This window comes from Janthinobacterium rivuli, from assembly GCF_009208735.1.
In the GTDB taxonomy this organism is placed as follows: Bacteria; Pseudomonadota; Gammaproteobacteria; order Burkholderiales; family Burkholderiaceae_D; genus Janthinobacterium.
Genome location: NZ_WFLJ01000012.1, coordinates 207910 through 234371 on the forward strand (window position 1 = coordinate 207910; position 26462 = coordinate 234371).

The 26462-nt window shown below is 63.6% G+C and carries 21 protein-coding genes and 1 rRNA gene; 10 read left to right on the forward strand and 12 right to left on the reverse strand.

Translation table 11 applies throughout. The annotated features are described in order from the left end of the window. Positions 1 to 42 precede the first annotated feature (42 nt). On the reverse strand, positions 43 to 996 hold the full coding sequence (locus tag GCN78_RS17920; protein WP_319633138.1) for a CAP domain-containing protein: 954 nt from the start codon (positions 994 to 996) through the stop codon (positions 43 to 45). A 269-nt stretch (positions 997 to 1265) separates the two neighbouring features. Here GCN78_RS17920 and pssA point away from each other — a divergent pair, with 269 nt between their 5' ends. Beyond that, complete coding sequence (pssA, locus tag GCN78_RS17925; RefSeq protein WP_226939697.1) at positions 1266 to 2006, forward strand: CDP-diacylglycerol--serine O-phosphatidyltransferase; 741 nt, start codon at positions 1266 to 1268, stop codon at positions 2004 to 2006. 3 nt (positions 2007 to 2009) lie between these two features. On the opposite strand, the gene GCN78_RS17930 is transcribed toward pssA, so the two are convergent. After that, positions 2010 to 2936 carry an aldo/keto reductase gene (locus tag GCN78_RS17930; RefSeq protein WP_152252882.1) on the reverse strand — a complete coding sequence of 309 codons (927 nt, stop codon included), beginning with the start codon at positions 2934 to 2936 and terminating at the stop codon, positions 2010 to 2012. Between the two features lie 53 nt (positions 2937 to 2989). Beyond that, positions 2990 to 3553, reverse strand: coding sequence for a TetR/AcrR family transcriptional regulator (locus GCN78_RS17935; protein ID WP_226939693.1), 564 nt, complete (start codon positions 3551 to 3553; stop codon positions 2990 to 2992). 225 nt (positions 3554 to 3778) lie between these two features. Between GCN78_RS17935 and GCN78_RS17940 the strand changes: the two genes are divergently transcribed. From GCN78_RS17940 to GCN78_RS17950, 3 genes are all read left to right on the forward strand, one after another. Next, the gene (locus GCN78_RS17940; protein ID WP_152252883.1) at positions 3779 to 4465 is read left to right on the forward strand and encodes a gluconate 2-dehydrogenase subunit 3 family protein; all 687 of its coding nucleotides are present in this window, start codon (positions 3779 to 3781) and stop codon (positions 4463 to 4465) included. 117 nt (positions 4466 to 4582) lie between these two features. Then, positions 4583 to 6370, forward strand: a complete 1788-nt coding sequence (locus tag GCN78_RS17945) for a GMC family oxidoreductase (protein ID WP_226939694.1) — start codon at positions 4583 to 4585, stop codon at positions 6368 to 6370. Positions 6371 to 6384: 14 nt separating this feature from the next. After that, positions 6385 to 7776 (forward strand): cytochrome c, encoded by a 1392-nt coding sequence (locus GCN78_RS17950; protein WP_152252884.1) that lies wholly within the window; start codon positions 6385 to 6387, stop codon positions 7774 to 7776. Positions 7777 to 7840: 64 nt separating this feature from the next. Here GCN78_RS17950 and GCN78_RS17955 read toward each other — a convergent pair whose 3' ends face one another. The 9 genes from GCN78_RS17955 to GCN78_RS17995 all read right to left on the reverse strand — a co-directional run bounded on the left by GCN78_RS17955 (position 7841) and on the right by GCN78_RS17995 (position 16541). Further along, positions 7841 to 8986, reverse strand: coding sequence for a D-alanyl-D-alanine carboxypeptidase family protein (locus tag GCN78_RS17955; RefSeq protein WP_152252885.1), 1146 nt, complete (start codon positions 8984 to 8986; stop codon positions 7841 to 7843). 114 nt (positions 8987 to 9100) lie between these two features. Continuing rightward, on the reverse strand, positions 9101 to 9754 hold the full coding sequence (locus GCN78_RS17960; protein ID WP_152252886.1) for an alpha/beta hydrolase: 654 nt from the start codon (positions 9752 to 9754) through the stop codon (positions 9101 to 9103). A gap of 48 nt (positions 9755 to 9802) precedes the next feature. Next, positions 9803 to 10120: a (2Fe-2S) ferredoxin domain-containing protein gene (locus GCN78_RS17965; RefSeq protein ID WP_034781335.1), complete on the reverse strand. Its 318-nt coding sequence runs from the start codon at positions 10118 to 10120 to the stop codon at positions 9803 to 9805. A gap of 40 nt (positions 10121 to 10160) precedes the next feature. Next, complete coding sequence (locus tag GCN78_RS17970; protein WP_152252887.1) at positions 10161 to 11348, reverse strand: VanZ family protein; 1188 nt, start codon at positions 11346 to 11348, stop codon at positions 10161 to 10163. Then, entirely contained in the window at positions 11345 to 11959 is a 615-nt protein-coding gene (locus GCN78_RS17975) for an ABC-type transport auxiliary lipoprotein family protein (protein ID WP_152252888.1), read from the reverse strand. Before GCN78_RS17975 ends, GCN78_RS17970 begins: the two co-directional genes overlap by 4 nt. A 12-nt stretch (positions 11960 to 11971) precedes the next feature. Next, the gene (locus tag GCN78_RS17980; RefSeq protein WP_152252889.1) at positions 11972 to 12931 is read right to left on the reverse strand and encodes an MlaD family protein; all 960 of its coding nucleotides are present in this window, start codon (positions 12929 to 12931) and stop codon (positions 11972 to 11974) included. Beyond that, positions 12931 to 13830 carry an ABC transporter ATP-binding protein gene (locus GCN78_RS17985; RefSeq protein WP_152252890.1) on the reverse strand — a complete coding sequence of 300 codons (900 nt, stop codon included), beginning with the start codon at positions 13828 to 13830 and terminating at the stop codon, positions 12931 to 12933. Before GCN78_RS17985 ends, GCN78_RS17980 begins: the two co-directional genes overlap by 1 nt. Next, positions 13830 to 14963, reverse strand: coding sequence for an MlaE family ABC transporter permease (locus GCN78_RS17990; protein WP_152252891.1), 1134 nt, complete (start codon positions 14961 to 14963; stop codon positions 13830 to 13832). The genes GCN78_RS17985 and GCN78_RS17990 overlap by 1 nt, the downstream gene beginning before the upstream one ends. Positions 14964 to 15020: 57 nt before the next feature. Beyond that, positions 15021 to 16541, reverse strand: a complete 1521-nt coding sequence (locus GCN78_RS17995) for a B12-binding domain-containing radical SAM protein (protein WP_152252892.1) — start codon at positions 16539 to 16541, stop codon at positions 15021 to 15023. 142 nt (positions 16542 to 16683) lie between these two features. On the opposite strand from GCN78_RS17995, the gene GCN78_RS18000 reads away from it, so the two are divergent. The 6 genes from GCN78_RS18000 to GCN78_RS18025 all read left to right on the forward strand — a co-directional run. Then, positions 16684 to 18285: a DUF2138 family protein gene (locus GCN78_RS18000; RefSeq protein WP_193316771.1), complete on the forward strand. Its 1602-nt coding sequence runs from the start codon at positions 16684 to 16686 to the stop codon at positions 18283 to 18285. Beyond that, the gene (locus GCN78_RS18005; RefSeq protein ID WP_413465216.1) at positions 18264 to 18953 is read left to right on the forward strand and encodes a DUF1175 family protein; all 690 of its coding nucleotides are present in this window, start codon (positions 18264 to 18266) and stop codon (positions 18951 to 18953) included. The genes GCN78_RS18000 and GCN78_RS18005 overlap by 22 nt, the downstream gene beginning before the upstream one ends. Beyond that, positions 18950 to 23485 carry an alpha-2-macroglobulin family protein gene (locus GCN78_RS18010; RefSeq protein ID WP_152252894.1) on the forward strand — a complete coding sequence of 1512 codons (4536 nt, stop codon included), beginning with the start codon at positions 18950 to 18952 and terminating at the stop codon, positions 23483 to 23485. The genes GCN78_RS18005 and GCN78_RS18010 overlap by 4 nt, the downstream gene beginning before the upstream one ends. 5 nt (positions 23486 to 23490) lie before the next feature. Next, complete coding sequence (locus GCN78_RS18015; RefSeq protein WP_193316772.1) at positions 23491 to 25167, forward strand: DUF2300 domain-containing protein; 1677 nt, start codon at positions 23491 to 23493, stop codon at positions 25165 to 25167. Positions 25168 to 25196: 29 nt separating this feature from the next. Beyond that, positions 25197 to 25925: a YfaP family protein gene (locus tag GCN78_RS18020; RefSeq protein WP_152252896.1), complete on the forward strand. Its 729-nt coding sequence runs from the start codon at positions 25197 to 25199 to the stop codon at positions 25923 to 25925. Between the two features lie 420 nt (positions 25926 to 26345). Further along, positions 26346 to 26462: ribosomal RNA gene (locus GCN78_RS18025) — 16S ribosomal RNA — on the forward strand; the annotation flags it as partial.

A 26462-nucleotide genomic window follows, 5' to 3' on the forward strand; every position in this document is an offset into this window, starting at 1 on the left:
AGTCGTCCTCGACGCCGCGCCCGCTTGGCGCCCGCCTGCCGCCTAGCGCGTCGTGAATGACCAGCTGCGCGTGACGTCCGCGCCATTGACTTTGCCGATGAAACTCACGTCATAGGTGGTGGCCGCCAGCAGGGGAGCCAGCGGGATGATGGCGGCCACTGAACGCGATGTATTGATGGCATCGGTTTCCTTGCTGAGCAGGCGTACCGTCAGGTCGGCGCCGGCGCCACGCTGGCGCACGGTGAACGCCGTCACGCTGAGGGTGGCGTCGAAATTCGCATGGACGCTGATGGGGTAGCCGACCACGTCCTGGTTGGGCACGGGATCGGGTTCCTCTTCATTGCTGGAGAAACTGGTGGCGACTTTGGTCTGTCCGCTGAACGGGTAGCTGACGATCTGTCCGGCTGGCAAGCCGGGGCCGTAGCGGCTATTGCCCGCCAGGTCGGTGGTGAAATAGGCGTAGCCGCTGTTGTTGACGGCCGCACCGGCGCCGCCTTCCTTGAAGATCGGTTCAAAGATGAGGAAGCGGTGATACACGGCCGTGATCAGGTTTTCCGCCATGTAGAAGCCGGAGTTGCTTGCCACGCCCGCGATGACTTCGCCCCAGACGGAAGTGACGCCATAGCCAGACGCGGTCAGGCGGTCGTAGAGTGTTTCGCCAGTAAAGCCGGGTTTGCCCTTGATTTGATTGTGCACCACCACACTATTGCTGTTCAGATAGTTGGAGTGGCCGAGTGCCGCGTTGTCGATCAGACTATTGCGTACCAGCGGCGTCAACCCGACCTGACTGCGTCGGTAATTGATCCAGTTGAAACCATCGGTGGCGATATTATTGCTGAGGACGGGAGCGCCCGGTTCCTGGGTCAGCTGCCCGGCCTGCGTCGAGGTGTTCAGCGACGTCTTGTCGCCGCTATCGCCGCCGCCACAGGCGCTCAGCAGGGCTGCGCTCAGCAGGGCGGTTATCCAGTATTTCCAACGCAGTGACGAGACAATCAAGTTGACTCCTGTATAGGTAGGCGGACAGTGGTGGGGAGCAGCGTACTGCCCTGTAAAACGATTCTAAGGTATTTTCATACGCTGTAGAGCATCCATGAAAAGATATGTCGCGCGCTCGTGCACGGACGGTGCCGCGGCTGTGCAGGGTAGAATGGGCATGGTGCGGCGTTTGCCGCCGCTTCGCCTCATTCCTGTTACTTTGATTGCCCACAAATTTGAACACATTGCCCAAGTCGCGCCTGCAGCGCGCCAAATACGCCTTGCCCAGCATGGTGACTTTGCTTTCGATAGCCTGCGGTTTTGCCAGCATCGTCATTTCCGTCGATAACGCGACTGTCGGCGATGCGGATGCCTACCGCCTGGCGGCGGCGCTGCTGGTGCTCGCCGGCGTGTTCGATGCGCTCGACGGTTATGTCGCGCGCCTGACCAATACCAGTTCGCAGTTCGGCGTGCAGCTCGATTCCATCGCCGACGTGATGAATTTCGGCTGCGCCCCGGCCGTCCTGTTGTACTGCTACGGCTTTGTGCAGATGGGCGTGCACGATCCGCTGCTGCTGCGTTTTGGCGGCATGGCCAGCTTCTTCTTTGTGGCGTGCGGCGCCATGCGCCTGGCGCGCTTCAATGTGAACGTGGGACGCACCGACCCCCTGTATTTCGTCGGCATGCCGATCACGGCCGGGGCCGCTTGCGTGGCGGCCGTGGTGGTGGCCTGGCCGGCGCCCATCGATTCCACGCTGCACAGCTATCTGTTGATGCTGCTGCTGGTGGGCGTGGGCAGCCTGATGGTGTCGACCTTGCGTTTCCCCAGCTCCAAGCAAAAGAAAAGCCTGGCCGCGCTGCTGGTGCTCATCGTCGCCATCGCCCTGCTGGTGTGGCTGAAAACCAGCTTCTTCGCGCTGTTCTTCGCCGTCTACATCGCCGCCACCCTGCTGCTGAACCTGGCGTGGTACCTGGGCTGGCGCGGCATCGCCTTGCCGCAGGTTTTCAACGACCCCGACGAGATCGATTAAAGTTTAAGCCACCTCGTGCCCGCGCGCGGCGCGCAGGATGGCGAACCAGTCGCTGCGGCTGAGCGTAAATTGCGTGCCTTCCACGGCCACGCCCACGGCCTCGATGCGTCCCGTGCCCGTCAGCGGCAGGGGACGGCAAGGCAATTGCATGATCCAGGCGAATACCACGCTGGCAAACGGGCGCTGCAGCTGGTCGGCGATCTGCTTGATGACATTGCGCAAGTTCTCCACATTCGCATCGCCGCCCTGGAACAGCCGGCCGCCGGCCAGCGGCGACCAGATCATCGGCGCCACCCCCACGTCTTGCAAGCCGTCGAAGGTTTCGTCGAACAGGGGTGCCACGTGCAGCGGCGAGAATTCCACCTGGTTCGTCACCAACGGGAAGCGCCGGTGCAGGCACTCGAACTGGTGGCGGCTGAAATTCGATACGCCAAAGTGCAGCACCTTGCCCGCCGCTTTCAATTGCGTGAAGGCACCGGCGATCTCGTCGAAATCCATCAGCGGGTCGGGACGGTGGATCAGCAGCAAGTCCAGGCGGTCCGTCTGCAGCTGGCGCAAGGTCTGTTCCACGGAACTGGTGATGTGCGCCGCGCTCGTGTCGTAATGCTGGATGGCATGGCCGGGACGGTGCGGCGACAGCAGCTTGATGCCGCACTTGCTGACCAGCTCCATCCTGTCGCGCAAGCCCGGCTGCAAGGCCAGCGCTTCGCCAAACAAGCCTTCGGCGCTGTAATCGCCATAGATATCGGCATGGTCGAAGCTCGACACGCCCAGCGCCAGGCATTGCTCGATGAAGGCCAGGCGTTGCTGCGCTGACATATTCCACTCGCCGATGCGCCACATGCCGGCGACGATGCGCGACAGTTCGGGACCGTTGGCACTCAAACGGCTGCGCGGTGCTTGCAGGCTGGCGGGAAATACATGGCTCATGGGCTGGCTTTCTGGTGGTGGCGAAGAAGCGTACGCCACGATTATATCCAGTGCTAGAGCATGCTGCGGATAAAGCGGCAGCAACGCTCCTGCAGGGCATCGTCGAGCTGGCCGCCCAGTTGCATCTGGTACACCAGCGCCGATTGCAGCATGAAGGCGAACAGGCGCAGGTCGAGGTCGGCGCGTACGCCGATGTTGACCAGGCGCTGTACCACCAGGGTGATCCACGGCGCGACGATCTGCTCGCGAAAGCGCAGCTGCGCCGCCGCATCGTTGTGGATCAGCACCAGTAAATCGCAGGTGAAGCGGCCATCGGCGTTCAGGTTGTCGAAGATGCGCGCACAGATCGCCTCGATCTCCTGGCCATCCGGCATGTCGAGCGCGCGCTGCAGCTTTTCCGCCGTGCGCTTGACGAGCGCGTCGAGCAGCATGTCTTCGCGGCGCGGCCAGCGCCGGTAGATCGTCTGGCGCCCCACGCCTGCCGCGTCGGCCACCATCTGTATCGTCACCGCTTCGAGCCCATGCTGGCGCACCAGCATGACAATCGCTTCCAGTACCGCATCTTCCACGCCCGCCTTGCGCGGGCGGCCACGCACCGCTGCCTCTTTTTTGATCACGTCTCACCCGTCTCTGAATGTTTCTTTTAATTATGGTACGATGCGCACCGTAAATGCAAAGCAACTGCTTGTCAATCATCTTGATCAATTAACCGACAGGCGGATGCGCCGCGATACCCCAGTCATCTCCACGTGAAATCTGCAATCTCAGCGGCGCATGCCCGCATTTTCTTTCTGACTTCTACATCCATCATTGTGGCGGCTCGTGCCGCCTGAGGAAAACCTATGAAAATCATCGGGATTTCGCCCCATCGGCGTAATTTCTTGCGCAAGGCCGTCGGCGCCGCGCCTGCCGTGGCCCTGCTGGCCGGCGGCGGCCTGGCCATGGCCGTCTCCAAGGACCAGCCTGCCTACAAACCGCGCTTCTTCGACGCCACCGAATGGGCCACCTTGAGCGCACTGGTCGACCGCCTGATTCCGGCCGATGGCGAAGGGCCGGGCGCGCTGGAAGCGGGCGCGCATGAATTCATCGACTTGCAAATGAACACGCCGTACGCGTATGGCGCGCTGTGGTACATGCAGGGGCCGTTCGTGCCGTCGATCGAACAGTTCGGCTACCAGTTCCACATGGCGCCGCGCGAGCTGTACAAGAGCGCCCTGGCTGGCGTCAACGCGGCCGTCAACAAGCAGTCCGGCAAGCCTTTCGTGCAACTGAACGGGGCCGAGCGCGACGCCGTCATCACGCAATTGCAAAAGGGAACGTTGGACATCGGCGCGGTGCCGTCGAAAGTCTTCTTCAACCAGTTGCTGCAAAACACGCGCGAGGGATATTTTTGCGATCCCGTGCACGGTGGCAACAAGGACATGCTGGCCTGGAAGATGGTGGGCTTTCCCGGCGCGCGCGCCGACTACATGGATTGGGTGGAACAGTATGGGAAAAAATATCCTCTGCCGCCAGTCTCCATCGCCTGAAAAGGTCCATGGCGGCGTTGCACTGCCTGGTCGTACTAGCGTATTGCCTGCGGCAATGCGCCTTGCCCCGAACCTTTTCAGTTATCAGTACCCGATCAAAGAAAAAGAAAAACCATCATGAGTGATATCAAACCCGATGTAAAAATGAAGCCTGTCGATGCCGTGATTGTGGGCTTCGGCTGGACCGGCGCCATCATGGCCAAGGAATTGACGGAAGCGGGCCTGAACGTGGTCGCGCTGGAACGCGGCGAGTACCGCGACACCTATCCCGACGGCGCCTATCCGAAGACCCTCGACGAGCTGACCTATATCCAGCGCAGCAAGCTGTTCCAGGACATGTCGAAAAGCACGTTCACCTTCCGCCACAGCATCACGGGCGTGGCCGTGCCGTATCGCCAGATCGGCGCCTTCAAACCGGGCACGGGCGTGGGCGGCGCCGGCTTGCACTGGTCGGGCATGCACTGGCGCGTCCTGCCGGAAGAGCTGCAAATCCGCAGCCACTACGAACGCCGCTACGGCAAGAAATTCATCCCCGAAGGCATGACGATCCAGGACTTTGGCGTGACCTACGCCGAGCTGGAGCCGCACTTCGATTTCGTGGAAAAAGTCTTCGGCACCTCGGGCCAGGCGTATAAGGTCAACGGCATCGTCGTCGGCGACGGCAATGTGTTCGAGGGCGACCGCTCCGACAATTACGCGCTGGCGCCGCAAAAAGTGCCATACACGGCCGAGCTGTTCCGCCGCGCGGCCAAGGCCGTCGGCTACCACCCGTTCGTCAACGCCTCGTCGAACGCGTCCGGCCCGTACACGAACCCGTACGGTTGCCAGATGGGCCCGTGCAACTTCTGCGGTTTCTGCTCCGGCTACGCCTGCTATAACTATTCCAAGGCTTCGCCCAACGTCAACATCATGCCGGCCCTGCGCATGATCTCGAATTTTGAATTGCGCGCCAATTGCAACGTCGTGCGCATCAATCTCGATGGCAGTAAAAAACGCGCGACCGGCGTGACCTACATCAATGCGGACGGCAAGGCCGTCGAGCAGCCGGCCGACCTGGTCATCGCCAGTGCCTTTGCCTACAACAACGCGCACCTGTTTCTGCTGTCGGGTATCGGCAAGCCGTACGACCCCGTCAGCAACGAGGGCGTGGTGGGGCGCAACATCGCCTACCAGATGATGTCCACCATCCAGACTTTCTTCAAGGAAGACACGAACACGAATCCCTTCATCGGCGCCGGCGGCACCGGCGTCGCGCTCGATGACTGGAATGGCGACAACTTCGACCATGGCCCGCTGGGCTTTGTGGGCGGCTCGCCCGCCTGGTGCAACCCGGCCGGCTCGAAGCCGATTTCCGGCATCGCCACGCCGGACGGCACGCCCGCCTGGGGTACAGCCTGGAAAAAGGCCGTCAAGAAGAGCTATCTGAACACGGTTTCTTTTGACTGCCACGGCGCCAACATGACGTACCGCGACTGCTATGTCGACCTCGACCCCACCTACACGGACAAGTATGGCCAGCAATTGCTGCGCTTTACCTTCGACTGGAAGGAAAACGACATCAAGATGAGTCGTTTCGTCACGGACAAGATGATGAAGGTGGCCGAAGCGATGAATCCGGAAGCTATCAAGGTGTCCGTCAAGAACGTGGGCGACCACCTCGACTTGCGCAATTACCAGACCACCCACTGGGCGGGCGGCACGGCCATGGGCGCGGACCGCAAGACCAGCGTCGTCAACCGCTACCTGCAGAGCTGGGACGTGCACAACGTGTTTGCCGTCGGTTCCAGCGTGTTCCCGGTCGGCATCGGCTACAACCCGACGGGCCTCGCTTGCGCGCTGACCTACTGGTCGGCCAAGGCCATCCGCGAGCAATACCTGAAAGATCCCCGTCCCCTGGTCGCCTGATAAAGAACAAGAAGATGAACAACACATTCACCCATACCATGGGCGCGCTGCTGCTGGCGCTCGCCTCCAGTACCCCCGGCATCGCCTGGTCTGCCACCACCCCGAAAGCCCAGCTGATACGCCAGGGCGAATATCTGGCCCGCGCCGGCGACTGCATCGCCTGCCATACGGCCGGCACGAAAGGCCAGCCGTTCGCGGGCGGCCTGGGCATGGAAACGCCGATCGGCAAGGTGTATTCCACCAACATCACGCCCGATAAAAAGGCCGGCATCGGCGACTGGAGTTTCGCCGATTTCGACAAGCTGATGCGCACCGGCGTGACGAAACATGGCTACACCGTGTATCCGGCCATGCCGTATCCGTCGTACTCGCGCCTGAGCGAGGCGGACATGCAGGCGCTGTATGCCTACTTCATGCATGGCGTGAAGGCGGACCCGACGCCGAACAAGGCGGCCGACATTCCCTGGCCCTTGTCGATGCGTTTCCCGTTGACCATCTGGCGCTGGGCCTTCGCGCCCACGCCGCAGCCGTACAAAATACCGGCCACGGGCGACGCGCAATTGCTGCGCGGCGCCTACCTGGTGCAGGGCCTGGGCCACTGCGGCGCCTGCCATACGGCGCGCGGCGTGGGCATGCAGGAAAAATCGCTGACGGATGAGGGCAACACGACCTTCCTGGCGGGCGGCGGCGTGATCGACGGCTGGTCCGTGCCTTCGTTGCGCAATGAACATGGCGGCGGCCTGGCGCGCTGGAGCGCGGCCGAGATCGCCGAATTCCTCAAGACGGGCCGCAACAGCCACACGGCCTCGTTTGGCGCCATGAACGACGTGGTGGCCCATTCCATGCAGCACATGACGGATGGCGACCTGGCGGCGATGGCGAAATACCTGAAGTCCCTGCCGCCATCGAACCCGGCCACGCCCGCCTTCGTGGCCGACGACAAGCTGGGCAAGCAATTGTTCAGCGGCATCGTCAACTCGAAAGGCGCGCAGCTGTACCTGGACCGCTGCGCCGGTTGCCACCGCTCCGACGGCAAGGGCTACGACAAGGCTTTCCCTGCGCTGGCCGGTAATGCCGTGCTGCAGACGAACGATCCCACCTCGGCCATCAACATCGTGCTGTCGGGCGGCGCCGTGCCGGCCACGCGCACGGCGCCGTCGGCGCTGACGATGGCGCCGTATGCCGACATTTTCAACGATGAGCAGACGGCGCAAGTGGTGACCTTCATCCAGACCAGCTGGGGCAACCGCGGCACGCCCGTGACGGCGGCGCAGGTGGCCAAGGTGCGCAAGGTGGCCGTGCCGGTGGAACCATCGCAGACGGAAGCGACGTTTGCGGCAGGCCGCCACGGCACCTTCCCGCCCGTGGCGCGCCAGCCGCACCTGAGGGATGCGCCGCTGAAGTAAAGTGAATCGGCGAAAAAAATGCCCGCAGCATCTGCGGGCATTTTTTATGGGGAATGCTGACTGCTTATTTCATCCACAGGCGCATCGAATCCCAGGCGCGGCCGAAGATCGTTGCCTGGTTGATCGGCTCCAGCGCCACGACCGGCAGTTCCAGCAGGACTTTGTCGTCAACCATCATTTTCAGCTTGCCGACAGGGGCGTTTTCAGCCAATGGCGCGACCAGCGGGTCCTTGCGTTCCAGCACGGGTTTCATCTTGGCCGCCGTGCCTTTTGGTACGGTGACGAGCACGTCGCGGGCGAAACCGATTTTCACGGTGCCTTTCGAGCCTTTCCACACTTCCGGCGTGGCCACGGCCTGGCCTTTCGAGTATAGCTTGACCGTGTCGAAGTTCTGGAAGCCCCAGTTCAGCAGCTTCTGGCTTTCCTGCGTGCGGGCCTGGTCCGACGAGGTGCCCAGCACCACGGAGATCAGGCGGCGCTCGCCGGTGCCGCCTGGGCGGCGGGCCGAGGCGATCATGCAATAGCCGGCCGCTTCCGTGTGGCCCGTTTTCATGCCGTCCACGGTTGGGTCCAGCCACAGCAGGCGGTTGCGGTTAGGCTGCGTGATCTTGTTGTACGTAAAGCTCTTGATGGAATCGATTTTGTAGAATTCCGGGTAGTCGGCGATCACGCGCTTTGCCAGCACGGACAAGTCTTGCGCCGTGGAATAGTTATCCGGGCTAGGCAAACCGTGTGGATTGGCAAAACGCGTGTTTTTCAGGCCCATGCGTTGCGCTTCGCGGTTCATCAGCACGACGAACGTGCCTTCATCGCCAGCAACGGCTTCAGCCAGCGCCACGGCGGCGTCGTTACCCGATTGAATCATCAGGCCGTGCAGCAAGTCGTCGATCGAGACGGGGGTGGCCGGGTCGATGAACATCTTCGAGCTGCTCGAATCGACTTTCCAGGCGCGCACGGAGACGTTCACTTTTTGGTCCAGCGCCAGTTTCTTTTCGCGGATGGCGGCAAACGTCAGGTAAGCCGTCATGATCTTGGTCAACGATGCCGGCTCGATGCGCGCGTCCGGATCTTGCGACGCAATGATCTGGCCACTCGTGGCGTCAAGCAACAGCCAGGACTTGGCGGCGATGGTCGGGGCTGGCACGCTCTGGGCGTAGGCGGCGGAAAAGAAAAATACACTGGAGGCCAGTGCCGCTAAAAGTTTTTTCATGGGGCTGGTCTGCGAGAAAAAGATGAAGGCTGAGGGCCATGCTGTTGCTACCTGCATGGCCGCGTGGAAAAAACGGATCAATTATAGCCGTGGAGGCGCTAGTAAGCCCACACTTCAATGATCATCTGCTGCGATTGCGGGTTTGTCACCCTGCCACAGGGCAATCACGAGGTTCTTGATGTGATTGAGCTTGCGGTGGAAGAAGTGGTCGGCGCCGGGGATCACGATCACGGGAATGTCTTGTGGACGGGCCCAGTCGAAGACGGCGGACAGGGGGATCGTGTCGTCCAGTTCGCCGTGGATCAAGATGGTGTCGGCGGGAATATCGGCCATGGCCCATTTGCCGGCCGCGCTGCCGATCAGCGCCAGGCGCTCGACGGGCGTGCCGGCGGCGGCCAGGCGCTCCTGCAGTTTCGACTGCACGAAGGTGCCGAACGAGAAACCGGACAGGGCCACGGGCAAGCCCGGGTACAGGCTGCGCATGTGCTCGTACAGCAATTGCATGTCGTCCGTCTCGCCCACGCCATGGTCATGCATGCCTTCGGAAGCGCCGACGCCGCGGAAGTTAATGCGCGCCACCACGTAACCGAGGGCGACAAACGCGCGCGCCAGGGTTTGCGTGACCTTGTTATCCATCGTGCCACCGTATAGCGGATGCGGATGGGCAACGAGGGCGATGCCGCGCGGGGTGTCTGCCGGGAAATCGAGCAAGCCTTCCATGCTGCCTGCATGGCCGGCGAGGGTAAATTTTTCCGAGTTTCTGTTCATGATGCTCATACTGGTGGCGTAGGCTTAAATTAGGATTAAATATGCGGCTTAGATTTTGAGGCGTTCGACAATCTTGCCGCCCACCAGGTGCGTATCGATGATTTCATCGATATCGCTGGTGTCGACATAGGTGTACCAGGTCGCTTCGGGGTAGATCACCAGCAACGGGCCTTCCTCGCAGCGGTCCATGCAGCCGGCCTGGTTGATGCGGATCTTGCCCGCGCCATTCATGTCGAGCTCCTTGATGCGGCGCTTGCAATGCTTTTGCGCCGCTTCCGCGCCATGGTCGCCGCAACTGTTGCGGCCGTCTTCACGTTTATTCATGCAGAAAAAAACGTGGCGTTCAAAATACGGTGCGTCGCTCATACTAATCTCCTGCTGATTCATCAATGCGCCATGATAACGCTTATGGGTGGTCTTCGCGACGCTGGCGCTGCACGTCCTCCGGCCGGTTCAGGCGGTGCGAGGGCAGGCACAGGAACCACAGGGCCATGAATGGCCACAGCAAGGCGAGGAATTGCGCCGCGCCATTGAAGTTGAGGAACTTGCCTTGCACCCAGCCTTGCAAGGTCGACATGAAATACGGGTTGATCGGCGTCGTATTCACCATCACTAGGCTCAGCAGCAAGGTGGCGGTCGCGATGCGGCGCTGCGCCACGTGCGGTGCGAACGCCAGGCCACCGAGCATGATCAGGCCGATCAGGAAACCGCCCTGGGCGCCCGGCGTGATCCAGACGAAGGCGTTCTCCGGCGAAAACAGCAGGGCGCTGGCCATCGAGCGCACGGTCAGGGCGGCGGCGATCAGCGTCAGCATCAGGATGGCGCGGGGCGCGGCGCGACGCAGCAGGCACAGCAAGGTAAGCACGGCGCCCGTCATGCCGCACGCCGTGATGATGGTTTCCGAAAGCCAATATTGCTCGACGGTTAATATCACGTCGGGACGCAGGTAGGTGGCCAGGTCGATCTCCATGCCCACCAGGCGCGACAGCCAGTCCGACAGGATCGGCAGCAGCTGTCCCAGGCCGAACAGATAGCCTTGCGGATAGATTTGCGCCAGCGGCCACAGGGCCACCAGCACCAGGCCCTGGCTGGCGTGCTGGGCAAACCAGCGCTGGCGCAAGCGGTACAAATGGCTATGGTCGAGCAGCTTGCGCGCCGTCAGGGCGCCGATGAGGGAACCGAGGAAGCAGCCGGCCGAATTCGTGTAAAAGTCCAGATTCGACGATACGCGGCTGGGCAGATAGGTTTGCACGGCTTCCATGCTGCCGGAAATCAACATGCCGCACAGGCTGGCGACGATGACGGCAAAGAAACCCGTGATCCTTGGAAACAGCGAATACACGATCAAGGCGCCCAGCGGGATATAGCCGACGACGTTGATGCCCACGTCAAAGCCCGTCCAGTAACGGGGCATGCGCGTGTTTTCCAGGAACGTCAGCGGCGACAGGCCATTGCTGTGCCAACCCGTGAACGGAAACCAGCTGGCGTACACGATCAGGAAGACGTAGGCGAGCAGGGTCGCGCGCGACACGGGCGAGGAACGGACGGGCGGCAGCGGCGCCGCCGGGCTGGCGGAAGGTGCGGGGTCGGTCATTCTTTCGGGATATTCAACGTGCCCAGCCAGGCCAGCAGGTCGGCGGCGATGGCGTCCGAGGCCGCCGCCAGCGCTTGCGCGCCCCCTTGCGCGTCGGCGCTGCTGGCCGGGCCGCTGCGGCTGAAGGTTTTCTGGTCGATCAGGCGGTGGCCGCGGAACAGCGAGGCGCGCAGCGACACGTGGCCGCTGCTCTGCGTCTGCGTGTCAAACGCCTGCGAAAAATCATCGACGTCGATGCGCAGCAGGGGCATGCCGGCGGCCGCGTCCGTGGTCGACAGCACTTTCACGCCGCTCTGCGCCACGCGCGTCTTCAGGCGCTGGCTCAACAGCTGCAGCGGCGGCGTGGTCCAGCGGTTGTAGGCGTACGGCCGCGATTGCTGCGCGTCGGCGTACAGCAATCGGTAATACATGCGCTGGCTATCCAGCCAGGACGGGCCGTTGGCGTCGGCGATCACCAGCACGGGCACGGCGGGCGCCGCCGCTGGCGCTGCCGCCTGCGGCGCTGCCGGGCCGAAATCATAGAACGTGGGGACGGGGCCGCGGCTGGCGCAACCGCCGAGCAGGAAAGCGCCGGCCAGGATGAGTGCGCCGAGATTGCGTGGGATAGGCATGCTGTGTTCTCCTTATTTGCCCGGTGCCGAAAAACCGGGCTCGCCCGGGCCGGGCGGGATGTCTGGGGCGCCGAACAAGATGCTCTGCGGCTGTTCATTGAGCGTGCTCATGGTGGTTTTCAGGGCGCGCATCGAGGAGCGCGCCTCGCCGCTCAGCTCGATTACCTGCGGCAAGACTTCCAAGGACACGCCATTGGCCACCGTTTCCACCGAATTGCCGACCCGGTCGACCGTGCCATTGACCTTGTCGAGCACGCCGCCGGGCGCCTGGATGTCGTTACCGAGTTTTTTCCACGTGGCCGTCAGGTCCGACACGTTCTTGCTGGCCGTGCTGACGGCCGTCAAGGTTTGCCGTGTCTGTTCCGTCAGTTGCGGCAATTGCGTCAGGGTCGGCTCCAGTTGTTGCGGGATGGCGCCGAAGGCCTTGGCGGCCTTGCCCACTTCGTTGAAAGCACCGAGCATGGCCGCCTGGTTGTCGGGGCTGAGCAAATTATTCACCTTGTTGGTGATCTGTTCGGCCTGGTCGAGGATGCGTTTGCCGCGCTTTTCCAGCTGGTCAAGCAAGCCGGCGCGCAGGGGGATCAGCGACGGCTTGTCCTTGCTGGTGCCCAGCAGCCTGGAACCCACGTGCTCGTCGTCGAGCTGGATGTAGGCGATGCCCGTCACGCCCTGGTAGCCGAGGGTGGCAAAGGTCGTGTTGGTGACGGGGGTATCGGGCGCCACGCTGATGTGCACGAGGATTTGCCCCGCTTTTTGCGTGTCGAAATCGATGGCGTCGACCTTGCCCACTTCCAGGCCCCGGTAGCGCACGGTCGCCTGCGGGTTCAGGCCCGGCACGGACAGGGTGGTGGCGAGCAGGTAGGGCACCCGTTCCACGCGGTCGCGGTTGAACCAGACGCCGAACAGGATGGCGGCCACCAGCAGGGTGAGTGTAAAGAATCCCGTCATCAGGGCATGTGATCTGTTTTCCATTACTTCTCCACTTTCTTGTCTGTGCCGGCGTCGCCGCCTGGCTGCGCCGCCTTGCCCGCCGCCGCCTGTTTCTCATCGAGGACGGCCAGCGCGCGCTGGCCGCGGTCGCCAAGGAAAAATTGCTTGATGAACGGGTGGTCGACTTCGATCACCTCGCGCGTGGGACCGATGGCGATCACGTGTTTTTCCGCCAGCACGGCGATGCGCGTGGACAGGGCGAACAAAGTGTCGAGGTCATGCGTGACCATCACCACCGTCAGGCCCAGCTCGCGGTGCAGCGACTGGATCAGGGATACAAAACTTTCCGACAGGTCCGGGTCCAGGCCCGCCGTCGGCTCGTCGAGGAACAGCAGCTTCGGCTCCAGCGCCAGGGCGCGGGCCAGGGCCACGCGCTTGATCATGCCGCCCGACAAGTCCGACGGCATTTTCAGCGCATGTTCCGGACCCAGGCCCACCATGTTCATCTTTAATAATACCGCGTCGTGCACCAGCGCTTCGGGCAGCACGCGTAATTCGCGCATGGGCTGGGCCACGTTGTCGAACACGGTCAGGGCCGAATACAGCGCGCCTTGCTGGAACAGCATGCCCCAGTGGTTGCGCAACTGTTGCAGCTGGTCGGAACTTGCCTTGTTGATATCTTCGCCAAAGACTTTGACGCAGCCGCGGGCCGGATGCTCGAGGCCCAGCATCTGGCGCAGCAGCACCGTCTTGCCCGTGCCGGAACCGCCCACGATGGAGAGGATTTCGCCCCGTTCGATTTCCAGGTTCAAGTCCTGGTGCACGACGGTGCGGCCGAACTTGGTCCACAGATTGGTGATTTCCACCACGGGCGCGTCGCCATGCAGGTTGAACTGGCCTTCCTTGCCGCTGCCGCAAGCGATATCGGTGTCGTCCGCCATCAGTAGCCCACTCCATTGAAGACGATGGCGAACACGGCGTCGGCCAGGATCACGACGGTGATGGCCGTGACGACGGCGGTGGTGGTGCCGCGTCCCAGGCTTTCCGTGTTGGCCTTGATGCGCAGGCCGAAGTGGCACGAGACAAGCGCGATCAGCATGCCGAAAATCACGCCCTTGCCCAGGCCGATCATGTAGTTGGCCAGCGGCACGGCGTCCGGCAGTTTCTGGATGAAATAGCGCGCCGACAGATTCAGTTCCACCTTGGCCGCCACCATGCCGCCGATCAGCGCGGCCGTATCCGTCCAGATGACGAGCAAGGGCATGGAAATGGCCAGAGCCAGCACTTTCGGCATGATCAGGCGGAAACCGTGCGAAATGCCCATCACCAGCATGGCGTCGAGCTCTTCGGTGACGCGCATGACGCCCAGCTGCGCCGTGATGGACGACCCCGAGCGGCCAGCCACGAGGATGGCCGCCAGCAGCGGCCCCAGTTCGCGGATGACGCTCATGCCCAGCAGGTTGACCAGGTAGATGTCGCCGCCAAAGGCGCGCAGCTGCTGCGCCGACAGGTAGGACAGCACGACGCCGATCAGAAAGCCGACCAGGGCCGTGATGCCCAGCGCCTGGAAGCCCGCATGGAAGATATTGGCGGAAATTTCACGCCATGGCCCGCGCATCGGATGGCGCGCGAAGCGGCCGATATCCTGCGTCACCTGGCCCACCAGGCCAATAAAGCCCTTCAAATGTTCGAAAAACAGCAGGATGGCCATGCCCAGCTTCATCACGGGTGTGAGGCGGTTGGCGCGCGAGGGCGGCGTTGTCAGGGGCCCCGTTTCTTCGATGCGCCGGAAAAACTCTTCCTGCGATGGCGCCAGGGTCAGCTGCGCGGGGCGCTGTTTGCCCCAGGCATTCCAGAACAGCTGGGCGCCGATATGGTCCATGCTGTCGATGGCCGACAGGTCCCACTGCACCTTGGTGTCGCCCTGCAAGGGCTTGAGCTGGGCGTCGATGGCCTTGATGGCATTGTCATGCGCCAGCGCGTGCACCTGCCAGGTGCCGCTGGCAGTGACAAGGGCTCCCTGTTGGGAGCTGGTCTGGGAGAGGGTCAGTTTCGGCGATTGTACAGTCGGCATCGTGCCAGTTTAAGGGAGAATGGCGCAGACCGCCACCGCTGTTCAATCGCCGGCCCCTCAGGACGCCAGGTGGCGCGCCTGCCGCTGGGGCAGGGCGACGTCCGGGCGCACCTTGGTGTTGCTAGTGCTCACTTCGCTTGGCTTGGCGTGCGCTGCCGCCTGCGCGCCGCCCGCGTAGTCGCTGGCCACGAGGGCATTGGCTTCGAGCGCGCTCATGCCGCGCGTCTGCAGCCATTGCGCCACCAGCTTGGCCAGGCGCTCCATGGCGATGCGGTGGGTGGCATCCGTGTGCGCGTACAGCCAGTTCGAAAAATCCATGAAGTTTTCAAACGGCGCATCGCCCAGCATCCATTGCACCGTATTGGCGAAGCGGCCCGAGTTGGCGACCAGGTCCCAGTAGCGGGCGAAACGCACGAGGCGCTGCATGCTCATGAAATCGAGCTGTTTATTCGCCAGGATGGTGTAGGGCGGGTGCGGGTCGAACACCATGCCATAGTTTTCCGTGTGGCGGATGATGGGCGTGCCGCGCAGGCGTTTCAGGATACCGAACTGGATTTCATGCGGTTTCAGGGCCACCAGCTTGTTGAAACCGGCCGCGAAGCTCGCTTCATCCTCGCCCGGCAGGCCGGCGATCAAGTCCACGTGCAGGTGGGCGTTCGATTCCTCGCACAGCCAGCGGATGTTGTCGGCCGCCTTTTGGTTGTCTTGCTTGCGGCTCACCAGCGCTTGCACGTCCGGATTGAAGCTCTGGATGCCGATCTCGAACTGCAGCGCGCCGGGCGGGAACTTGCTGATGCCTTCTTTCAAGGCGTCGGGCAAGTGGTCGGGCACCAGCTCGAAGTGGGCATAGATGGGATCGTCCGGATTGGCCTCGATCTTATCCAGAAAGAATTGCATGATCTTCAAACTGGTCTTGATGTTCAGGTTGAAGGTGCGGTCGACGAACTTGAACAGGCGCGCGCCGCGCGCATGCAGGGATTCCATTTCGGCCAGGAAGTTCTCCAGCGCGAAGGGCCAGGCCGTCTTGTCCAGCGCCGACAGGCAAAATTCGCACTTGAACGGGCAGCCGCGCGACGCTTCCACGTAAATCGTGCGGTGGCGGATATCGTCGTCCGTATACAAGGAGTAGGGCAGCTGCAGTTCCGCCAGCGGCGCCTGCACGCCCGCATGGATCTTCATCAGCGGCTTCGGGCCGTTGAGGATTTCGCCGCACAGCTTGGGAAAGGTGACGTCGCCCCAGCCCGTGATCAGGTAGTCGGCCAGCTTGACGATCTCTTGCTCACCTGCCTCGTGCGACACTTCCGGCCCGCCCAGCACGATGATGACGTCGGGCGCCACGCGCTTGAGCATGGCTACCAGCTTGGTGGTTTCCTCGACGTTCCATATATACACGCCAAAACCGATGATGCGCGGCTTGTTTTGCAGGATGCGCTCGACCAGTTCCGTGGTTTTCGTGCCGATGACGAATTCCTGCAGCCGTGTCTGCGCCTGCAGCGGCCCCATATTGGCCAGCAGATAGCGCAATCCCAGCGAGGCGTGGGTGTAGCGGGCGTTCAGGGTGGAAAGCAGGATGGTCATGGGAGGCGATTGAAACGGGGAAACCGCTATTTTACGCTGTCGCGTCAGCTGTGCGCTGCGGCCACAAACGTCATGTTACCATTTGTCAATAATTACTAACATGGCAATGCTTTGGCAGAGAAACAGGGGATACACGGTGCTGGTGAAAAAAGTACTCAATAAGAAAGTCCTGTTCGGGGCGCTGGCCGGGGTGGCGCTGGCGGCCGCCGCGCTCGTCGGCTACCGGGTCTTCGGCTGGGGCGCGATGGGGCCGGTCAACGGCCTGAAGCTCGATTTGTCGCGGCCCGACGCGCTGGTCCGCACGAAAAGCCTGTCGTCCTTGCCGCGCGACCTGCTGACGGTGCCGCTGGCGCGCGACGTGCTGCGCGAAGATTTCCTGTTTTATTACGAGCAGAGCGAAGACCGGCTGGGACTCAAGGGCAGCTTGCGCCGCATTGCTTACGAACATGAACTGGGCTGGGGCGACCAGCTGCTGCGCATGGTGCTGGACCAGCCGGCGGAAGTGGCCTTGTGGCGCGACGCCGACGGCTCGCTCAAGCATTTCGCCATCGCCGTGTCGCGCAGCCAGTTGACGCGCCTGCTCGAGGAAGCGGGCAAGATCGCTTTGAAGGACACGCAAATGCGCGTGGCCGGCAGCTTGCGCGTCGATGGTGACCAGGTGCCCGTGTATGCACTGAACTATGCCTATCAGCGCACCTTGCTGTTTGCCGCGCACGGCCAGCGCCTGGTGATTCTGTCCCATCCCGGCATGCTGTATGGCGGCGCCGGCGGCAAGAAGGGCGATGGCACGGCCGAGAAAACCGTGGCCAGCCTGCTGGCGCCGGAAGCGGCAAAACAGAACGTCTTTCATGCGCAGTTCCATCTCGACGGCGCCGCGCCCGAGGGCCACAGCATCGCCGTCAAGGCGGATTTCCTGTCGTTCGGCTACCAGCCCTTCTTTGGCGCGCTCGAAGCGCTGCGCTTCGATTTTCAACAGGGCACCTGGCAATCGAAGGTGCTGCTCAATGCGGACAAACTGAAAAACGGTGCTTATGACAGCGGCGGCCTGTGGCCGCTGCTGCCGCATAGTCCCAGCGCCTGCTTTAGCGTGCCGGTGGACTGGACCGCGCTGCAGCCCGTGCTCAAGCGCCTGGGCAGCAAGACATCGGAACCGGTGTCGCCGCTGGCCGGGCACTTGCAAGGACCGGCCGCCGCGTGCTGGTACGGCACGTCGCGCCTGCATACGCCGGTGTTTGTGGCTACGCGCAGTGCGCAAGCCGGTGATGACGCTGTGTATGGCAGCCTGTTCGAGGCGGCAACCGGCGGCAAGGACCCCGTGCGCAAGACTACCGGCAAGGATGGGGCTATTCGCTGGGAGCGCAGCGTCGCCACGGCGCTGGGCCAGTCCACGCCGGCGCTGGCCGTGGCCGGCAATATGGTTGTCTTCTCGGCCGACGGCAAGCTGGTGGACCAGGTGCTGGCCGTGCGCCGCAAGCAAGCGCCGGCGGCCAGCGACCTGCTGCCTGACGCTTCCCGCATGATCGGCCTGATCGCGCCGGCGTCGCTGGCCCGGCTGATCCAGCTGGAAGCCTTCGATACCCTGCCGGCGAATAAGGAACCGGTCTTGCGCGCGGCCGCCAATGAACACCTGGTGCCGCGCCTGAACGCCTTGAAAAAATATCCGCCGCTGCGCATGGTGCTCCAGCGGCAGCCCGCCAGCGGCACGTCGTGGGAAACGCTGGAATGGCAGGAGACCGCACGATGACGGTGTGGCATGCGCGCCGTGCCGCCTTGCGCTGGCTCGCCGCCTGCGCCGCCACCGTGGCAATGCCCGCGTGGGCCCTGCGGGCGGCTGCCGGGACCCAGGTGCGGCTGTCGCAGGCGCAGAGCCGCGCCTTCCAGGCGTGGATGCTGCGCATCGTCAATGCGCAGATCGAACGGGGGCCGTCGCCGCGCTGGACGCACCGCGATTGCGCCGGCCTGGTGCGCTTTGCCGTCAACGAAGCGCTCACCGTACATGACGCGAAGTGGCTGCATGCGAATGGCATCGCCAGCGACCGGCGCCTGCCGCCCGAGCTGGAATTGAGCGCGTCCCAGGCCGCCTTGCGCAACCGCTGGGTGCAGACGGATGGCAAGGTTGGCCACTTCGTCACGGCGCTGGCGCTGGTGCAGCACAACAGCCGTTTCATCGCCCGCGAAATCAGCCAGGCGCTGCCCGGCGACCTGCTGTTTTTCGACCAGGGCGACGAACAGCATCTGATGGTCTGGATGGGGGCGCGCATCGCCTACCACACCGGCACCGTCACCCCCGACGACAATGGTCTGCGGACCGTCGATATCAAAGAACTCACGAGCTGGAAGGACACGCGGTGGCAACCTGTCGTCAACAATCCGAATTTCGCCGGGGTGTTCCGGCTGGCGTTTTTATCATGAAGCTGCTATTTGCCAGCCTGCTGGCGTTGGCGCTTATTGGCGGCGCCTCGGCGCAGGAACGCGAGTCCAGCAACTACGCCACCTTCAAGGGCGAGCCCTTCTTCCTGCTGTCGGACGCCAGTTACGGCAGCACCGACGAGTCGCGCGTGCGGCTCGAGGTGCCGGGCCGCGACATGGGCCGCATGAATCTGGAAGCGTATTCGGGTGCCGACATCGTCGTCTACCGCGTGCCCGAGCCGATGGAATTCCTGAAAAAACAGCGCAATCTGCACCGCATCCAGGTCGAAGGCAATTACCAGGGCGAGGGCCTGGCCAACACCTTGAGCTTTTTGTGGGATAGCTGGTGGAAGCAGTCGCGCCTGGCCTGGCGCAAGCTGTTTTCCGGCGAGGCGCGCCGCGCGGTCACGAAGGAGCAGCCGCAGCTGGCCACGAATGACGCGATCCGCCGGCCGACCGTGTTCGCCAACCATCCGCAGTACAAGCCGATCAAGGGCATGGAGCTGGTCGACAGTTTCCGCTATCCGATCTGGCAGGCCAGGGCCATCGCGCCGCCGAAAGGCGTCAAGCTCGATGGATCGAGCAGCGACTTCATCGTCGCCGGCGCCGGCAACGTGATGATCCCGCTGGGCAAACGCCAGCCGGGCCTGTACCTGGTCGAGGCGATCATCGGCGAGCACCGCGCCACCACCCTGGTGTTCGTGTCGGACACGGTGGCCGTCACCAAGGTATCGTCCGGCCAGATGCTGGTGTGGACGGCGCGGCGCGACAACAGCGCCGCCGTGGCCGGCGCCAGCGTGGCGTGGACCGACGGCACGGGCGTGCTGCAGTCGGCCACCACCGGCACCGACGGCGTGGCCTCGCTCGAGCGCGGCAGCCCGGAACACACGTATGTGCTGGGCCAGGACCGCGCCGGCGGGGTGTTTGTGTCCGAGAATTTTTACTATGACAGCGAGATCTACAACACCAAGATTTATGCGGTGACCGACCGGCCCCTGTACCGGCCAGGCGACGAGGTCAACGTCAAGTTTGTGGGCCGCGAATTCACGTCGGCGCGCGCATCGCAGGCGGCGGCTGGCGCGCCGCTAAGCTTGACCGTGCTCAATCCGAACGGCACGCCGCTGCTGACGCAAACGCTGCAGCTGTCCGGCGATACGGGCGCGGACACGCGCTTCCGCCTGCCGACGGAAGCCACCGCCGGCGGCTATGAGCTGCGCTTCAATTACAGGGATGGCGCGTACGGCGCGGCCTTCCGCGTGGCCGAATACGTCAAGCCGCACTTTGAAATCAACGTCCAGCCCTCGAAACCGGAATTCAAGACGGGCGAGGCGGTCAAGGGCAGCATCGCGCTGCGCTACCCGGATGGCAAGCCGGTGAAAAACGCGAAGATGACCCTGTCGCTGCGCGGCCAGCAAAACACGATGGTCGAGGGCGAACTGCGTTACAGCGGCCTGTTCCCCGTGGCCTTGAAGACCGAGGAAGTGACGAGCGACGGCAGCGGCAATGTGGACTTCACCTTGCCTCCCGCCGCCGACCCGTCGCGCTACATCCTGACCGTGCTGGCGACCGATGGTGCGGCCTACCGCGTCAAGGCGACGCGCGAGCTGATGATAGAACGCTCGAGCAGCAGCTACCAGCTGAAGGCCACGCGCCAGTTTTCCGATCCGGGCCAGTCCGTGCACTTCGACTTGCTGGCCGATGGCCAGGGCGCGGCCAAGCCCGTGCGCTGGGAGATGGTGCAGCTGGAAAAACAAAGCAAGACCGAGGGCGCATTCGATCCAAACGCCAAGGGCTGGGACGTGACATTCCCCACATCGGGTTCGTATCAGCTGGCGCTGCGCGACGAACGGGGCAACCTGCTGGCCGCCGCCAGCCACTGGGTCGCCGGCGATGGCGTGCAAACGACGCCGGGCAGCATCGAGATCGTGCTCGATCGCGCCCGCTATCGTCCGGGCGACACCGCCGAAGCCTTGATCACGTTCTCGGACAAGGTCGACCAGGCGCTGTTGACGCTCGAACGCGACAAGGTGGAGCACCATGGCTTGATGGCCGGCGCCGCGGATTGGTACCAGGCGAAGCGCGTGGCGCCGCGGCAGTGGCGCGTGCGCATTCCCGTCAAAGAGGAACATGGACCGAACATGACGTTCTCGGTGGCGTACACGCGCAATGGCGACTTCGTCTTCGAGAACGCCGGCCTGCAAGTGATCGAACCGCGCATCGCGCTGCAGTTCAAGAGCGACAAGGAGGTCTACCAGCCCGGCGAGAAGGTGACCCTGGACGTCAAGGCGACCCTCGACGGCAAGCCGCTGAGCACCATGGTGGCGCTAGGCGTGGTCGATGAAATGATTTATGTGCTGCAGCCGGAAATCGCGCCGGACATCGGCGACTTCTTCTACCATCCACGCCGCAACAACGTGCGCACCACGGCCAGCCTGTCTTTCATCAGCTACGACATGGCGCAGGGCCGCACCGCCGGCGCGCCCGCGCGCCACAATTACAACGAGCGCGGCGTCAAGGTGCTCGAACGTCCGCGCCGCGACAATATCGATACGGCGTACTGGGCGCCATCGCTGAAGACCGACGCGAATGGCAATGCGCGCGTGAGTTTCACCATGCCGGACGCGCTGACCCGCTGGCGTATCACGGGCCGCGCGATGGACGAGCAGGGGCGCGTGGGCCAGCGCACGGCCTATCTGCGGTCGGACAAGAACTTCTATGCCAAGTGGACGGCGCCCGACTGGATGCGCGCCGGCGACGCGCCGCGCGCCTCGGTGGCCGTGTTCAACCAGACGGGCAAGGAGCAGGCGCTCGACGTCGTCCTTTCCGGTGGTGCGCAGCCGAAGACGGAAAAACTGTCCGCCAAACCGGGCGTGAACTATGTCGAATTCCCGCTCGCTGCTGGCGCTACCGGGCCGCTGCGCCTGGAGTTGAAACAGAATGGCAAAGTGGTCGACGCGCTTGACACGGCCATGCATATCTTGCCCGCCGCCTGGAGCAGTCCGCGCTCGCTGGTGCTGCCGCTCGATGGCGCCACGAGTGATATTCCACTCAAGTTGCCGGCGGACGCGCGCAATATCCGCGTCTCGTTCGCGCAGGGCGCGGCCAGCCAGTTCGCGCGCATCGCCGACGATCTGATCGACTATCCGTATGGCTGCGTGGAGCAGACGGCCAGCCGTTTGATTCCGCTCGCGCTTGCCACGCAAAGCCTGGGGCCGGACGCCGGCGCGGCAAGCGAACGCCTGCAAACGCTGCTGACGGCGCAGCGCCTGCGCCTGGTCTCCATGGCCGGTCCGAACGCCGTCTTCGGCTGGTGGGGCAATGCCACGGCCGGCAATGCCTTGATGACGGCCTACGCCTATTACGCGGACTGGTATGCGGCGCGCGCGCTGCGCATCGAGCTGCCGCCCGAGCACTGGAACAAGCTGCTGGCCGTCTACAGCGAACATGGCTTGAAGGATGCGATGGGCGACCGCGCGCTGGTGCTGTGGATGGCGCGCGAGATGGGCTTGCCCACGCAGACGCTGGCTGCCGGCCTGGTGGACGACAGCGCCATCGCCGTCCTGGGCGGCAAGCCGCGCCAGGCGGGCGACGGCGGCAGCCTGCTGCTGGGCGGGGCCCTGGATCGCGAAGCGCAGGCGATGAGTCTTGGCCTGGTGGCGCTGGTCGCCAGCCAGAATGGCGTCGCCTTGCCGCATGGGCTGCAGCTGCAAGTGGCCAGTGCCTGGCAAGTCTTGCGCGAGTCCAAAGCGCCCGTGGCGCAGGCCTTGCTGATGCTGGCCGGCGAAGTGCCGCCATCGCAGGCCGATGCGGTACTGGCCGGCGTGCGTGCCGAGATGCCGACGCTGGACCGCGCGATGACGTTGATGTGGGTGCAAAAGAAACTGGGTGGCGCATCGTTCGGGAAGGGGCCGGCCGTGGTGCTGGACGGCGCCTGGCAAAAACGCGACAGCCGCAGCGGTCAGCCGCTCTGGCGCTGGCTTGACGTCAAGGGCGTGCCTGACAAACTGCGTCTCGCCGCACCGGCGCCGGCCGGCACGGTGGCCGTGCTGCAGTACGACAGTCACGCCGCCGAAACGCAAAGCTTGCCGGTCACCGTCGAGCGGCGCATCCTGCATATGAAACAAGGCAAGGGCGGCTACACGACGGAACTGGTCAAGCCGGGCGAGGCGCTCAGCACGGACGCGCTGTACCTCGATGAAATCACCTTGAAAGCGGCGCCGGGCGCGAAGCACCGCTTTGGCCTGCTGGAAGTGGCGCTGCCACCGGGCGCCATGGTCGAATCGACCACCTGGGGCATGGTCATGGCGGGCGACAAGCCGGCCGCGCTGGAACGCGCGCGCCACACGGAGCGCCGCGACGGCTATGCCGTGCCGATCGAGCCTTTGGCCGGCGAGGTGACGGTGCGCCATCTGATTCGCTTTGCGCAGAAGGGCAGTTATGTGCTGCCGCCGGCGCGCTTTTACCGCATGTACCAGCCGGAGCAGAAAGCCTTCGAGGGCGGCGGCAAGAGCACGCGCGCGCTGAAGGTCGAGTGATGCGCGTGGCATTTCCCGCATTGATGGCGGCCCTGCTGCTGGCCGCACCTGCGTGGTCTGCATCGCTGGATGTGGCCTGGTGGCGTGATGGCAAGACGGAAGTGCGCCAGCTGCGTCAGGGCGGCACGACGCCACCGCCGTTTGGCGGCGCGCGGCAAGTGCCGCTGGCCAGTCTGTGGAAGCTGTTCGTGTATGTGTATGCGACGGATAACAAGGTGGCGATGCCGGATTACCGCTGCGGCGGCCGCGATCCGGAAGAGGTGTATTGCTGCGATGCGGGCCAGAGCATCGGCCGTGACGCGGCGCTGGCGCAGTCCTGCGGGCCATTTTTTTCGCCCAAGCGCCTGATGATCACGGCCGCGCCGTGGCGCCAATACTGGACCGGCCGCCTGGGCGCGGCGCCTGCCGGGGACTTCGCCTGGCTGGCCGATCCCGCCCAGCTGGCGCCGGCGCGCATGGTGCGCCTGGACAGCTTGCTGCGCGCGCTCGACAGCATCCCGGCCGCCAGCCGCGTGGACGCCGAAGCGGCGCTGCTGCGCGTGGTGCTGGACGGGCGCGGGGCCGGGACGGCGCGCTGGTTCGGCAGCCAGCTGCGCGTCAAGACGTATTCCTGGCACGCGCGGGGCCGGGCAGACGAACGGATTGGTGGCGCGGCGGGCTGGCTGGCCGACGGCACGCCGATCTGGTTTGGCGGCGCGGGCGGCAGCAGCAATGTCTTCGAACAGTGGGCCCCCAGGTTGGCTGCCAGCTTGCCGAAAGTCGGCGCGGCCGACGATGGCGGCTGCGTGGTGGTTGATTACTTCAAGCGTTATCCGCTTCGCGCCGTGCGCGGCGAACGTGGCGTGGCCGTAGCCGGGCCGCTGCATGGGCGCTACCATGTGCAGTTCGAGAATGGCCAGAACCTGGCCTTGCGCAGCAACGGCGAGTTGATGCTGCTGCAAGAGAAGGGCGGCCGTCCGCAATTGCGCGGCCGCTTCGGCGTCAATGAATATGTGGCGCGGGTGCTCGATCGCGAGGCGAGTACGAATGAGCCGGAAGCGGCCAAGGCGCTGGCGATCGCCGCACGCACGTATTTGCAGCAGAACGCGGTGACCGTGGCGGGCTGCCAGCAGATCGCCGACAGCAGCGCGACCCAGCGCGTCAGTCCCAGCCCCGCCACGCCGGCGGCGCTGGCGATTGCGCGCTGGACCGACCAGTTGATCGTCGATGGCGTCACCGTGCGCTATCACAGCAACCAGCCGTCCGAGGGCACGATGGCGTGGAGCGAGGCGGTGCGGCAGGCCAGGCAGGGCAAGCACTATGATGAATTGCTGGCGGCGGCCTATCCCGGCGGCGCGCTGAGTACCTTTGGCAACACCGGCGCGCGTTGCCGTCGCCTGGCGCAGAACGAGGATTGGCTGGCGCAGAACGTGCCGCGCTGGCAGCGCGTGCTGCTGCGCGAGGCCGGCTACGAGGCGCCGCCGCAAGCGCCGCTGGTCTGTGCCCTGTCCAGCGGCGCGCCGTATTCGGAACAGTCGCGCAACCGCATCTTCATGCGGCCGCTGGCCACGCGCGAAGACCGCATCACCTTGACCCATGAATATTTACACCTTGGCCTGCGCCGCCATCCGCGCGGCCAGGACGAAGAATATGTCGAGCGGCTGGCCCGCCGGCTCGTTGACCTTAACCTGGAGGCCCTGTGAGTTTTTCTAGCCGTTGCGCGATTCCCCTGATGCTATTGCCACTCTGGGCGCAGGCCCAGGTCACCATCGATGCACCGAAGGGCGGCTGGCGCAATTCGGCCGGCGCGCGCGAGGACTATACGCAAGCGGTCAATTACCCCGCCGCCTCGGTCAACCTGCAGCCGGGCCAGGCCGAGACGGCGCAGATACGGGGACGTATCGCGGGCGCCGTCAAGGGCAAGCCCGCCACGTTGGTAGTCAATGGCGTGGCGATGCCGATGGAGGTGGACGAGGACGGTAGCTACGGCCGACCCTATGGATTCGGCAGCGGCTCGAACAGCGTGGAAGTGCGTTCGCCCGATGGCAGGAGCCGTGCGCGCACCCAGTTTGTCGACAGCTACCAGGGCAAGACGCAGGCGCGTCTGCGCATCGTGCTGTCGTGGGACAGCCCCGGCACCGATCTTGATCTGCATGTGGTCACGCCGGACGGTGGTCATGCCTGGTACGGCAATCGCGTCCTGAAAGATGGCGGTGCGCTGGATGTGGATGTGACCACCGGCTATGGGCCGGAAATCTTTTCCAGCGCGGCGCCGCTGAAGGGTAACTATCACGCCTATGTCAATTACTACGGCAGCGGTGAGAACACGGCCATGCTGACCGTCGCCCGGATATCGATCATCACCAACGAAGGCACGCCGCGTGAAAAGCTGCAAAGCTTCCAGGTACCGATGCGGGCCGCCGGCGAGCTGACCTTGGTGAAATCGTTCGTCTTGCCATAAATGGCGCTTGCGTAGCCACGGCGCCTTGGCTATAATTCGCCCCCTCGCTGAGCGACGCATGCAAATGCCGAGTAAAGCAGGGTGAAAAAGAAGGTTGACGAAATGCTGCAAACGCTTCATACTCTTCCTTCTTCGCAGCTGACAAACACAACGCTTTGTCGATAGCGCGAAAGCAGTAGCCGAATACAGTTCTTTAACAATTAACAGTCGATAAGTGTGGGCATTTGATGTAAGTGCAGCGTCAATCTTCGGATTGGCGTAATACTTAAAATATATCAAATGTTCACAAGAAATAATGAAATAGGCGCTACGAAAGTAGTGGCCTGTCAGTTTTTTGAGTGAGCAAATCTTTTGCAATGCAAAAGATTTGGATGGTAGCGATACTGTCCGACCTGTCAGAAATGACATTAAACAGAGATTAAACTGAAGAGTTTGATCCTGGCTCAGATTGAACGCTGGCGGCATGCCTTACACATGCAAGTCGAACGGCAGCACGGAGCTTGCTCTGGTGGCGAGTGGCGAACGGGTGAGTAATAT